The sequence below is a fragment of the Paludibaculum fermentans genome (genome assembly GCF_051172195.1).
GTDB lineage: Bacteria > Acidobacteriota > Terriglobia > Bryobacterales > Bryobacteraceae > Paludibaculum > Paludibaculum fermentans_A.
Map to the genome: position 1 here is coordinate 1,519,196 of NZ_JBPJAQ010000001.1, position 13,342 is coordinate 1,532,537.

The 13,342-nt window shown below is 66.2% G+C and carries 6 protein-coding genes; 1 reads left to right on the forward strand and 5 read right to left on the reverse strand.

Annotated features, from left to right (window positions below; all coding sequences use genetic code 11):
- Positions 1 to 12: 12 nt before the first annotated feature.
- The 4 genes from ACR9Y2_RS06155 to ACR9Y2_RS06170 form a co-directional block, all read right to left on the reverse strand.
- Positions 13 to 1,440: an efflux transporter outer membrane subunit gene (locus ACR9Y2_RS06155; protein WP_435040175.1), complete on the reverse strand. Its 1,428-nt coding sequence runs from the start codon at positions 1,438 to 1,440 to the stop codon at positions 13 to 15.
- Positions 1,440 to 4,604 carry an efflux RND transporter permease subunit gene (locus ACR9Y2_RS06160; protein ID WP_435040176.1) on the reverse strand — a complete coding sequence of 1,055 codons (3,165 nt, stop codon included), beginning with the start codon at positions 4,602 to 4,604 and terminating at the stop codon, positions 1,440 to 1,442. Before ACR9Y2_RS06160 ends, ACR9Y2_RS06155 begins: the two co-directional genes overlap by 1 nt.
- Before the next feature lie 15 nt (positions 4,605 to 4,619).
- The gene (locus ACR9Y2_RS06165; protein WP_435040177.1) at positions 4,620 to 5,894 is read right to left on the reverse strand and encodes an efflux RND transporter periplasmic adaptor subunit; all 1,275 of its coding nucleotides are present in this window, start codon (positions 5,892 to 5,894) and stop codon (positions 4,620 to 4,622) included.
- 120 nt (positions 5,895 to 6,014) lie between these two features.
- A complete protein-coding gene (locus ACR9Y2_RS06170; RefSeq protein WP_435040178.1) occupies positions 6,015 to 8,852 on the reverse strand; it encodes a protein kinase domain-containing protein in 2,838 nt (945 codons plus the stop codon).
- A gap of 308 nt (positions 8,853 to 9,160) precedes the next feature.
- Here ACR9Y2_RS06170 and ACR9Y2_RS06175 point away from each other — a divergent pair, with 308 nt between their 5' ends.
- Entirely contained in the window at positions 9,161 to 10,387 is a 1,227-nt protein-coding gene (locus tag ACR9Y2_RS06175) for an LssY C-terminal domain-containing protein (RefSeq protein WP_435040179.1), read from the forward strand.
- Here ACR9Y2_RS06175 and ACR9Y2_RS06180 read toward each other — a convergent pair.
- Entirely contained in the window at positions 10,384 to 13,215 is a 2,832-nt protein-coding gene (locus ACR9Y2_RS06180; RefSeq protein ID WP_435040180.1) for a protein kinase domain-containing protein, read from the reverse strand. The genes ACR9Y2_RS06175 and ACR9Y2_RS06180 overlap by 4 nt on opposite strands.
- Positions 13,216 to 13,342 lie beyond the last annotated feature (127 nt).

Here is a 13,342-nt window from a genome sequence, read left to right on the forward strand (position 1 = left end):
TCCGCCCAGGCGTCAGTGGGAGGCGGGCGGGTTCGCCCACTCCTCGTCCTTGAGGTTCCAGCCGCCGCCCAGCGCCTTGTAAAGCTGGACGATCACTACGCGGCGATTCATCTCCGTCAACGCCTCGGCGTTCTCGGCCGGAAACAGCTGCTGCTGGGCCTCCAGCACTTCGAAGTAGCTCGACCGGCCGGAGGCATAGCGCTTCAGGACAACATCGACGGACTCCCGGTAGGCCGCCACCGTGGCCAGTTGCTGTGTACGGATCTGTTCGAACTTCTCACGCGAGGCCAGGGCGTCCGCGACATCCCGGAAGGCGCTCAGGGCAGTCTGCTGATAGGCGAGCCGCGCCTGTTCCCAGGCCGCCACGGCTTCGCGCTTGCGGGCCTTGAGGGCGCCTCCCTGATATAGGGGGCCCGCCAGGTTCGAGGCGAAGCTGAAGGCGGGCGTCCGGCCATCGACGATGTCGGACAGCGGGGTGCTCAACGCCCCCACCATCGCGGTCAGTCCAATGCGGGGGAAGTAGGCCGCCTGGGCCACGCCCACCTGCGCGTTCGTCTGGCGCACCAGTTGTTCGGCCGACCTCACATCCGGGCGGCGCTCCAGCAGTTCCGACGGCAATCCGGCCGGAATGGAAGGCGGCGTCTGGCGCTCCAGCAGTGAGCCGTGGCGTTCGATCGGGCCCGGGTTCCGGCCCAGCAATACGCTGATCTGGTTCTCCTTCAGCAGGATCTGCCGCTCCAGTTCGGGGATGGTGGCGGCGGCGGCCGCCCGTGCAGCCGCAGCTCGGGAAGTATCGAGACGGGAGGCCGCGCCCCCTTCCAGGCGCCGCTGGAACAGGCTCACCGTCGCGTCGAACGACTCAGTGGTCCGCCTGGCGATCTGCAGTTGGAGATCGAGCCCAAGCAGCTCGAAATAGGCCTGCGCTGTCTCGCTGGCCACCAGCAACCGGATGCCGTGCCGCGCCTCTTCCGTCTGCAGGTAGGCGGCCAGGGCGGCTTCGTTGGAACGCCGGATCCGCCCCCACACGTCGGCCTCCCAGCTCACACGGCCCACCGCCGCAAACGCGCCGCGCACCACGCCACCGTTCACCGTGGGGTTGCCGGCGAACTCGTTGCGGCCCGTGCTGAGGGCCGATTCATAGCCCGCGGCCGGATAGAAGGCGGCGCGGGCCTCCGCGGCCATGGCGCGGGCCTGTTCCACCCGCTGTGCGGCGGAGAGCAGGTCGTAGTTGTTGGCCAGGGCCGTGCGCACCAGGTCCTGCAGAACCGGATCCGCATACACGCCCCACCAGGGCAGGTCCGCCAGCGACTCTGCCTGCGGTGCCATCGTTTCGGCGCCGCGGAACTGCGCGGGCGTCTGGACACGGGGCCGGTGGTAGTTCGGCCCCACGACGCAGCCGGAAAGGGCGAGGATCAATGGGAACAGCGCGGCGAGGCGCATCAGGCTTCTCCTTCTTCCGCGGTCCGCAGGGGTAGTGCGGCGCGGTTGCCTGTGCCGAGCCGCTCCACCAGGTAGAACAGCGCGGGCACCAGGAATATCGCAATCGACGTGACGGCCAGCATGCCGCCGATGACGACCGTGCCGAGAATGCGCCGCGAAACCGCGCCGGCGCCATCGGCGGTCCACAGCGGTACGCAGCCAAGGACAAAGGCGAACGATGTCATGAGAATCGGGCGCAGCCGCAGGCGGGCCGCCGAGATGGCCGCATCGGCCGCGGACATCCCTTTGTCCACGCCCTCCTTGGCAAACTCGACGATGAGGATCGCATTCTTCGCGGCCAGCCCGATCAGCATCACCAGCCCGATCTGCGCGTAGACGTCGTTCTCGAACGACAGGCTGGTGAAGCGGCGCAGCATCAGGGCCGCGTAGGCGCCGAAGACCGCGATGGGCGTGCTCAGCAGGACGCTGAACGGCAGACTCCAGCTGTTGTAGAGCGCCGCCAGGATCAGGAAGACGAACAGCAGCGACAGCCCGAAGATCAGCGCCGGCGGGACACCCTGCTCCGACTTCTTCTCCTGGTACGACATGCCGAGGTAGTCATAGCCCATCCCGCTCGGCATCGTCTCGGCGAACACCTCTTCCAGCGCCTTCGTCGCCTGGGCCGAACTGTAGCCCTCGGCGGCGCTGCCGTTGATCTGCGCGCCCCGGTAGAGGTTGTAGCGCATCGTGAACTCGGGACCCGTACTAGGTCCGATTGTGGTCAGCGCCGACAAGGGCGCCATCGAACCCGACGAGCCGCGGACGTAGAACTGGCCGACATCTTCCGGCTTGGTCCGGTACTCTCCCTCGGCCTGCACATACACCGGCCACTGGCGGCCGAATCGGTTGAAGTAGTTGACGAACGTGCCGCCCATGAATGTCTGCACCGTCCGGTAGACGTCGTTCAGATTGACGCCCTGGCGCAGCACCCGGTCCCGGTCCACTTTCAGCGAGAGCTGGGGGACGGCGGGCAGGAAGGTGGTGAAGAGCCCGCTGAGCTCGGGCCGCTTGCGCGCAGCCTGCATGAACTTCGTGACGTTCGCGGCCAGGAAGTTGACGTCCTTGCCGGCGCGGTCTTCCAGCACGAAGGTGAACCCGCCGGAACTGCCCACGCCGGGGATGGCCGGTGGAGCGAACGAGAACGCGACGCCTTCGGGCAGCGCGGCCAGTGACCGGTTGATGTGGGCCTTGATGGCGCCGAACTGCTCCTCCGGCTTCACCCGGTCCTTCCAGTCCTTCAGGCTGACGTAGAAGAACGAGCTGTAGGAGTTGCTCACTTTGCTCAGCATGTTGTAGCCGATGACGCTGGTGACGTGCTCCACCCCGGGCGTCGTCTGGAGGATCCGCTCAATCTTCCCCGAGGCTTCCTGCGTGCGCTGTAGCGACGCCGCGTCGGGCAGTTGCAGGCCGACGAACAGATAGCCCTGATCCTCTTCCGGAAGGAAGCCGGAGGGCACCTTCTTGCCCATCCACAGGCCGATGACCGTGAAGCCGGCCAGGATCAGGCACGTGGCCGCCGCCTTGCGCAGCAGCAGGCCGCAGCCGCGGACATAACGGCCGGTGAGCGCGTCGAAGGAGCGGTTGAATCGCAGGAAAAACCGCCCCATCGGTCCGCGCTGCTCCGCGCGTGGCCTGAGGAGCATGGCCGACAGCGCGGGGCTAAGCGTTAATGCATTGAACGCCGAGATGACCACCGACACGGCGATGGTGACGGCGAACTGCTGATAAAGCCGCCCGGTGATCCCGGGGATGAATGCGGTGGGGATGAAGACCGCGGCCAGCACGATGGCGATACCCATCACCGGTCCGGCCACTTCGCGCATCGCCTCCATCGTGGCCGCCTTCGGGTCCAAGCCTTGGGCGATGTGGTGTTCCACCGCCTCCACCACGACGATGGCGTCGTCGACGACCAGTCCGATCGCCAGCACCAGGCCGAAGAGCGACAGGGTGTTGATGGAAAAGCCCAGCAACGGGAAGAAGAGGAAGACGCCCACCAGCGAGACCGGCACGGCCAGCAGCGGGATCAGCGTCGCGCGCCAGCTCTGCAGGAACAGGTAAACCACGAGGATGACCAGGATCAGGGCTTCCACCAGCGTCTCGACAATCTCGCGCATGCCGTCCGTTACCGGCTTGGTGGAGTCCAGGGCGATGGTGTACTCGAGACCCGGGGGAAACGACTTTTTCGCCTCCTCCATCAGTTGGCGCACGCCCTTCGCCGTCTGCAGGGCGTTCGACCCCGGCGCCTGGTAGACCGCCAATACAGCGGAGGGCTTGCCGTCGGTCCGTCCGACGATGCTGTAGTTCTGCGCGCCCAGCTCCACCCGCGCCACATCCTTCACCCGGACCACAGACCCGTCCTCATTCACGCGCACGGCAATCTCGCCGAACTCCTCCGGCGTCGTCAGCCGTCCGTCCGTGCGGACGGTGTAGGTGAACTCCTGCCCCTTGGGCACCGGCTCGCCGCCAACCTGGCCCGCCGGGTTGACCGTGTTCTGCGTCTGGACCGAATTGACGATTTCGGGGATCGTGATGCCCATCTTGGCCAGTTGGTCGGGCTTCACCCACAGGCGCATGGCGTACAGGCCCGCGCCAAACACAGAGAGGTTGCCTACGCCGGGCGTTCGCATCAGCTGGTCGTTCAGCTGGATCACCCCGTAGTTGGCCAGGAAACCGGCATCATAGCGGCCGTCCGGAGAGTACAGGTTGATCAGCATCATCGGCGCCGAGGTCGCCTTCTGCACCGTCACGCCCAGCGTGTTGACGTCCATCGGCAGTTGCGAGGCCGCCTGCGCCTGCCGCATCTGCGCCAGAATCTGGTCTGTATTCGGGCTGCTGCCTACGTCGAAGTTGACCGTCAGCTGCATCGTGCCGTTGCTGGCGTTCACCGAATACATGTACGCCATGCCGTCGACGCCGCTCATCTGCTGCTCAATGGGCGTGGCGACCGACTGCTCCATCGTGAGCGCGTCCGCGCCGTTGTAGTTGGCCTTCACCAGGATCTCCGGCGGGGCAATATCGGGAAACTGCGCCACGGGTAGGGTAACCGCCGCCAGCGTGCCGAGAATTACGAAGAAGATCGCCAGGACGCAGGCGACGACAGGATGGTCGATGAAGTATTTGTACATGGCCGTTCTCCCCGCTTAGCGCGAGGCGCCCTCTGCCCGCGTCTCGAACGGTTTCGGTTGGACTTTCATGCCGTCGCGGATCTTCTGGATCCCCTCGGCTACCACGCGGTCGCCGGAATGCAGGCCCTCCTTGATGACCCGCGATGGGCCTACGGCGGCGCCGAGCTTCACCGGGCGCAGCTGGATGGCGTTCTCCGGCGTGACCACAGCCACCAGGTAGGCCCCCTGGATCTCGCTGATCGCGCGCTGGGGGACAGTCAGCGCACCGTGGTCGACCCCGGCCACGGTCGAAATCCGCCCGAATCCTCCAGGCCGCAGCTCCCCGCGCGGGTTCGGGAAAGCAACCTGCACGGCAATCGCCCCGGTCTTGATATCCACATTGCGGTCCACTGCGTGCAGCCTGCCCTTCAGCGGGTAAGTGGAACCGTCGGTGAGCTGCAGGCTGAACTCCAACTCGCTGCTCCGCTTGCCCGCCTCACTGCCTTCCGGCAGGCGGCGGATGCCCAGGTACTCCTGTTCCGAGAACGTGAAACTGACGAGGATGGGATCCACCGTGGAGACAATCGTCAACGCCGGGCTCTGCGGTCCGACGAGGTCGCCGATCTGCGCGGCGTTGATGCCGGCGATCCCGTCCACGGGCGAGACCACCGTCGCAAATCCGAGATTGAGCCTGGCCGTTTCCAGTTTGGCCTGTACCGCGTCGATCGCTGACCTGGCTTGGCTGACCGCAGCCTGGGCGGAGGCCACCTGCGCGGCCGCCACAAGGTCAGCCTGGACTGCGTCGTCCAGCTCCTGGCGGCTGATCGCCTGCTCCGCGGCCAGCGGCCGGGCCCGGTTCAGGTCGAGCTTGCTCTTGCCGCGCTGCGCCTCGGCGTTCTGCACCTGGCCCTGTGCTTCCAGCAGGTGCCCGCGCGCCTGTTCGACGTTGGCTTTCGCCTCGTTCACTGCCGCCTGCAGGGTCCGGGTGTCGATCTGGAACAGCGGCGTCCCCCGGCTCACCCGGTCGCCGTTGCGGTAGAGCTGGCGTACCAGATAGCCCGTTACCTGGGGCCGCACCTGGGCGTTGACCAGCCCGTCCATGGTCGCTACCCACTCCCGGACGTTGGGTACGTCCTGCTGCCGGACCTGGACCACCTCCACGGGGGGCGGCGGCATCGCGTGGGCCTGCTCCTTGCGTCCGCAGGCAGCCAGCGCCAGCGCGCCGCAGGCCAGCGTGAGCAACTGGATCGCGCGCACGCCATGGCGCGGGTTGCCCGTCGATGTCGGATTCGTTCGGTGTGGTGTAGTCAAGCGGTGCTCCGTCTTCCTTCTCGGGCTTCCGAAAGCACTGGGGGGCGGAGGCGGGCAAAAGTGATCAGCTGAACGCAGCTTTTCCGGCAGGAGCAGGCAGGGGCGAGGGAGCAGCCGCGGTTAATGCCGTTCGATCATCCAGGCGTTGGCGGCCACGATCCGGTCAAGGTACGCCACGCGCCGCCCGTCCGGCGACGGCACGGCCCAACCCTGGATGTCTCCGATCAGGTGCCGGCGGCCGTCCAGATAAACGTAGTACAGGTGCTTTCCGACGGTCGTGTTCACGCTGACGAACCACCCGGTGCCATCCGCCGACCAGGTCAACCCCGACAGGTCCGAAAGACCCTTCAGGTCCACCGTCCACTCCGCCGGTTCGTTCGCCCTGTGGTCGAGCCGGACCAGGCGGATCGTCGCTGAGCGGTTGTCGTGATTCGGCAGTGCTACCAGGGATCCGTCCGGCGAGATGTCCCAATCGGCTAACACCCCCACCATCCACGGCGTGCGCGCCAATTCCGCGCCAATCCCCTTCTCGGGATCGAGCGCGTGGAAGGCGTAGTATTCACGGCCGATGCTCCGCCGGATCACACAGGGCTGCCGCGGGCCGAGGCCACAGCGGAACGTGTCCACCGGCGAACCCACCGGCACCTGTTCAGGCGTTCCACCACTCAGCGGCACACGCATCACCGCATCCAAACCCTTCGATTCCTGGCCTTTCGGGGCGGTGCTGTACAACATCCACTTGCCCCGGCCTGCCACCTGGGGCAGCACTTCCGCGCGGGCCGGGTGGTTTACGATGACGTCCGGCAGGCGCTGGTCCGCCCGCTGCTTGAAGATATCCCAGTTGCCGCTGCGATCGGATTCGAAGATCACGGCGGCGCTATCCGAAGTCCAGGCATGTGGGAAGTTCAGACGGTCGTCCAGGGTCAGCCGGCGCGATTTCGAAAAGGACGGCGGCGCATTCGAGTAATCGGCGACATACACCGCCGGCGCGTTGTTGCGCAGCACGAACATGATGCGGTTGCCGTCGGCCGTGCAGGAGATGCCGCTCAGCTGGCCGCGGAAGTTCTCTTCCATGCCCTGGATCTCGTGGGCGGAGCCGTGGATGACGCCTGTTCTGGGATTCATGTGGATCTCCCAGACCGCACTGCGGGAATCCGATCCCCGATCCATCTTGAGCAGCAGCACCGTCCCGTCCTTCAGGGCCACCGCCGAATCGGCCCACATCTCGGGCAAGCTGCTCACGACTTTGCCCGTATCCAGGTCCAGCACCTCCAGGCTTCTGCGATAGTACCGGTCCACCACCACATTGCCGAGATCCTGGTCAGTTGCGTAGTGGCGGCGCTGGAAGATCAGGTGGCGGCCATCGGCGGCCCAGCAAACGAAGGTAAAGGTGTCGCTGGCCGGGCTGGAGAGCACCTTGCGCGGCCGCTCGCCGCTGATGTTCGTGACCCAGATCTCAGACCAGTCCTCGCTGAGCGACGCCAGTTGGGTTCCGTCGAACGACGGCACACCCGCCCGTGCCTCCTCCCGCAACAGCCGCGGAGCCATGCCGGTGATGGAGACCGCCCACACACTGGGCTGGTTGGTGATGGTGGAAAACCCGCTCACCGCCACTCTTGTGCCATCGGGAAACCACGCCATCCGGTCGGCCAGAAAGCTTTCGGGCTGGCGCAGGGTAACCGTCTCCCCGCTTTGGCTGGACCTCAGAAAGACGCCGTCCACGTTGGCGTAGGCGGCAAAACGGCCGTCCGGGGAAATCGCCGCCGCGGTCGCGTGGTTTTCCGCCACCAGGGTGGTCACCTGCCGCAGCACCGCCGTCGGGACCTTGGGGTTCCACCGCCACATAAACACGCCGGCGGCCGCGGCGAGTGCCAGGGCGGCCGCGATCCCGCCGACCCACGGGGCGGCCCGCCTCGACCGCCTCATCAGCAGTTGAGGGGGTGTCCAGTTGGGGTCGGCGCCCTTGCGGAGGGCGGAAAAAGCGGCGGCGACCTTCTCGGCATCCGGCCGGGCGGACGGCTGCGTAGCCAGCATCCGCAGGACGAGTGTATCCAACTCCTTGGGTATCTCCGGGTTCCACGCCGAAGGCGGCCGCACCTCCTGGCCGCGCAGGGCCGCCGCGCTTGCAACACCCGCATCACCCGAGCCGAAAGGCTGTCGCGCGCAGAGCTCGTGAAAGACGATCCCCAGCGAAAAGATGTCCGTGGCCCCGGTCAGGTTTTCACCCCGGCACTGTTCGGGCGACATGTAGCGCCAGGTGCCTACAGGCAGGCCCGGTGCCGAGACCCAGATGCCGGACCGGTTCTCGGCCTCGATCCAGCGCGCCAGCCCGAAGTCCATCACCTTCACCCGTCCGTCGGGACGGACGATGATGTTCTCCGGTTTGATATCCCTGTGAATGATGCCGGCCGCATGGGCGGCCGCCAGCGCATTGGCAATCTGCTCTCCAATGTCCAGCAGGCGCCCGATCTCTAGCTTCTCCTGCCGCAGTTCGCGCAGCGTCTTGCCCTCGACCAGCTCCATGACGATCGCCAGGCTCGATTCCGTCCGGATCACCTCGTAGATGGTGACGATATTCGGGTGGTTCAGCATGGAGGCCGTCCGCCCCTCGCGGATGAACCTCTCCACGGCTCCTTCCACCATGCTGGCTTCCTGCCTCAGGAACTTGAGTGCCACCGGACGGCGCAGTTCCGTGTCCGTCGCCGCATAGACATCACCCATCCCGCCGCTGCCCAGGTGTCCGGTGACCACAAAGTGACTGATCGTGCTGCCGTGCTGCACCGCGGTCTGCGTGGGTGCGTCAAACTCCTCCAGCAGGGTGAGCGCCTGTTGGATCACCACCTTCTCGTGGCCGCTGGCATCCAGGAACCGGCGTCGCTCCGCCGCGGAGACTTCCGCCGCCGCGTGCGCAAGCTCGAAAGCAGCCTTCCACTGCTCTTCGTTTAGTTTCTGGCCCATGTGTTGCAGGCAGGGTGCCAGGTGCGGCGCGCGTACATCCTGGAACTGCCTTGGATTGCGCCGTCAGCCTGGGCTCCAACTAAATCACGATAGCAGTTTCGTTATTGGCCTAAAATGTGCCAAAACGAGTCCCATAAGGATGAACAGGAATTGATCACTTCTCCGGGCCTGCTCTCCACTTATCAAAGTGAAGGCCTGTCATCATGAATGTCGATCCCACACGCGGAAGGGTTCAAGGACCCTCGAGTCAGCCCCGGCGCGCGACCGACGGTCCGTGCGTGCCGCTCCCGAAGACTGCCGTCTTGTCTATGAGGCGATCGAGCCTCATCCGGTGGATTATCCTGCTGGCGCTGGTGGCATTCGTCATCCTGGAAAGCCATGCGCAAAGCGAGCCATTGGCCCCCGCGGCCCAGCCGTTGTGGGTCCGGCTTGAATCTCCGGTGAACTCGGCCCACCCGGGCGCTGAGGTTCAGGCGGTGGTGTTGCGTCCGTTCCCGGCAGGGGACGGGCGGGGCATCCCTGTGGGCAGCCAGTTGATGGGCCGGTCCGTGACGGAAGCCCCGAAGATACGCACCAGGCTTCAATTGCAGTTCGACCGGGTCCGGATCGGCGCTCGCGACTTCCCGATCTCCGCCCGCGTGCTGGATGTGGACAACGCCCGCGAAACCGTGGAAAAAGATGGAACCATCGTCGCCCTGCAGCCGCTGCGCAAGCGGCCGGGCACCGTGGAGGCGGTACTCCTCGCGGCTGCCTATGCCCATCCGGCCTTGCTGGTGTCGCTGGAGACGACGAAATACGTGGTGCGCGAGGTCGACCGTCCGGAGGTCCACTATCCGGCCGGCGTCAACCTGTCGCTGGCACTCACGACGGCCCCTCCCCTCGCCGCGCTCCCGCAGTTGGCCGGGAGTGAAGCCCCCCTGCCTCCTGGCGCCGCTGCCATCCTGAACCAACTGCCCAATCGGACCGAGGCCAAACACCTGTCGGCTCCTTCTGATTGGATCAATCTCGCCTTCGTGGGCAGCCGGGACGAGTTGACGCACGCCTTCCGGCAGGCCGGCTGGCATACCGCCGCTCACCTCTCGCTGGAGTCGGGCACCCGTACATTCCTGGCAGTGGCCGCCCACCACTCGTATCAGCGCGCTCCGGTCTCCACCCTTCTGGTCGGAGGCAGGGAGCCGGATCTTGTGTTCCAGAAGCAGAACAACACCTTCGCCAAACGGGATCACGTCCGCATCTGGTCGAGCGGGGCGGACTGGCGGGGCCGGCCCATCTGGATCGCCGCGGCCACGCACGACATTGGAATCGAGTTTTCCACAAAGGCCCGCACCTTCTCCCATAAGGTGGACTCGAATGTCGACGATGAGCGCAGCAAAGTGATCTTCGATCTGCGGTTTGCCCGGCAGGTGGACTCCGTATCCTATCTGGTCCGCCCCACGGTCCCGCATGAGAGCACCAACGGAACCGGCGACCGCATCTGGACCGACGGCCGGATGGCCCTGGTCGAGCTGATCCCGCCCGTCAAGCCGCAAGGCTAGCGGAATTTGACCTTCCAGACGTTCGCCGCGACAATATGGTCGACAAACGCCACCTTGCGGCCGTTCGGAGCCTGAACCACCGCCTGCAGGTTGCCCAGCGGTGCGACGCGGCCGCTGGGATAGGCGAATACCGTCCGCACCCCAACCGTCGTCGTCAGGCTGAGAAACCAACCGGAACCATCCACGGCCCAGGTCAAGCCCTTGAGGTCCGCGATGCCTGGCAGCACCACCTCACGCTCGGCGTCGCCGGGCGTCAACGCCACCAGGCGGATCCGGGCGGACTTCGCATCGTGATTCGGCAGGGCCGCCCACCGTCCATCCGGCGAGACATCCCAGTCGCCGAGGATGCCCGGCATCCAGGCGGTCTTCGCGATTTCGCGGCCCACACCCCGTTCCGGATCCAATTCGTAGAAGAGGTAGGACCTCTGTTCCTCCGCCCTGCGCAGCACACACCGGCCGGCCGGGCCGGATGAGCAGCGGAACTCGCCCAATGACCCATTCAAAGGGACCTCCACCGGCAGCCCGCCGGTCAGGGGCACCCGCATCATCCGGTCGATCGTACCGCTGCTGTTGCCTGAGCCCGTGGCATACAGGACGTCGCGGCCGCCGGGCGCGAGCTGCGGCAGAACCTCCGCCCGGCGCGCTTCGGCCACCACCGCCTCGGGCTCCGCGCTGTCCACTCTCTGCCGGAATACATCCCACGAGGTATTGCGCTCGGAATCGAAGATCACCTGGAGGCTGTCGGGGGTCCAGGCATGGGGAAAGCTGCGGCCCCGATCCAGGGTCAGGCGCTGGATATGGGTCAGACGTGGCGGCGAAGGGTCGAAGTCGGCGGTGTAGATGGCATGTTCGTCGGTTGCCTGCAGCATGGTGGCTACGTCGCCTCTGCCGGTGCTGGTCAACCCGGCCAGGTAGCCGCCGTATTCCCGCTCCGGCCCGCCGAGGTGGAGTGGCTGCCCTTGAATGATGCCCGACTCCGGCCGCGTTCGGATCTCCCACAGCTCCTTTGCATAGTACGAGCCCGGTGAGGAGTAGCGCAGGAACCGGAGGCGGCCGTCCGGCAGCATGGCCGCCGATTCGATCCACAACTCGGGCACCTTGCTGACCACCCGGCGAGTCCGGAGATCGAACGACTCCAGGCTTCGCTGGAAGTACCGGTCGAAGGCGCCGGAGCCCAGATCGCGAGTGGAAGGCGACCTGCGCTGGAACAGGACGCAGCGTCCGTTTGGGGACCAGAGAACGAACGGAAATGTGTCGCCTGCGCCCCCTGGCAGCGCCTTCTCGGGTTGTTGCCCGTCGGCTCGCGACACCCAGATCTCAGAGCTGTCTTCACTGACGAAGGCAAGCTCGTTCCCGTCCGGCGAAGGCGCGCCGCCCCGGGCGCCCTGCCGCAGCAGGCGCGGCGGTGTATCCGTGATGGACACCTGCCAGATCGCGGGCTGGTTCCGTGTCGCCGAGAACCCGCTGACGGCCATCCGCGCATGATCCGGATACCAGGCGATGTGGTCCACCACGAAATCGGCCGGAACCTGGAGCGGCTGCGTGTCGCCCGATTCCAGCATCCGCAGGCTGATCCCCTGCGAGTTCGCGAAGGCCAGGAAGCGCCCGTCCCCCGAGATCGCGGCAGCCGTGGCCCGATTGGACGGCAGTAGCTTGGTGAGTGCGTCGGCCAGTTCGATCGCCGGAGTCCTGGGGCGTGCTTTCCAATACGCGACTCCGCCCAGCCCGGCCAGGCCGAGCAGGCTGGCCGCCCAGATCGCGGCCCTCACCAGGCGGCGTCCAGGGACGGGCCCCCTCACGCCGGATCCGCCGGACGAAGAGGAGCCCCGCAGGTCTTCCAGGATCGACTCCACCGCCGCGCCCACCGCCCCAGCCGCCGGGCGGGCCGCGGGCGCCTTCGCCATCATGGCTTCGATCAGCGCGTAGAGGGCGGGTGGCAGTCCGGGCGTGCGGTCCCGCAGCGCCGGCGGCTTATCGTTCACAATCGACCACATCGTCCGGATGGGCGATATCTCGGGGAACGGGTGCTGCCCGGCCAACAGCTCGTAGAGCACGGTGCCGAAGGAGTAGACATCGCTGGCCGGGGTCAGCCCGGAACCGTCGCACTGCTCGGGCGACATATACCGGAACGTCCCCGCCCATAGCCCGGCCGAAGAGACACTGTGCAAAGTATCGCCGGAAGCCGTGCGGGCCAGCCCGAAATCGAGGACTTTTACCTGGCCATCCGGGCGCACGACGACGTTCTCCGGCTTGATGTCACGGTGAATGATCCCGGCGCTGTGTGCTGCTTCCAGCGCCGCGGCGATCTGCCGGGCCGCTCTCATGCACGCAACGGCATTCATTGGGTTTGCCGCCAGGACCCGCAGGGAATCCCCAGGCACGAACTCCATCACGATGGCGACGGTCTGTCCTGTGTTGACCACCTCATGGATGGTGACAATATTCGGATGGTTCAGTGAGGAAGCAGTGCGGGCCTCGCGGATCATCGGCTCTGCCCGCTGCCCGGCCTGCGCTGGATCTCCACTGAGGATCTTGATGGCGACCGTGCGGTTCAGTACATCGTCTACCGCGGAGAACACCTGGCCCATGCCGCCCTGTCCGATGCGGGCCAGGATGGTGAACCGGCCGATGTGCGAGCCCGGTTCCATCGCGGGCGCTGCCGCCGGAGCATGGAACTTCCGCGCCAGGTCGAGAACGCTGGAGACAATCACCGGGTCGTCACAGCGCGTCCGGAGGAAGGACTCCCGCTGTTCACTGGGGACTTCCGCCACCTCGTGGGCTAACTCCAGGATCCGCTGCCAGTTGTGCTCGTCGTTTGGTGCTGCCATGGTGGTCGGCACGGCCAGCTTCGTTTGCGGATGTCCCAACGAAAATGGTATGGCTCTGAGCCCGAAATATAGCACATGCCGCGCCACCATAATCAGCGGAGTGCAGGCTGCAAATCGGGGGCGGTAC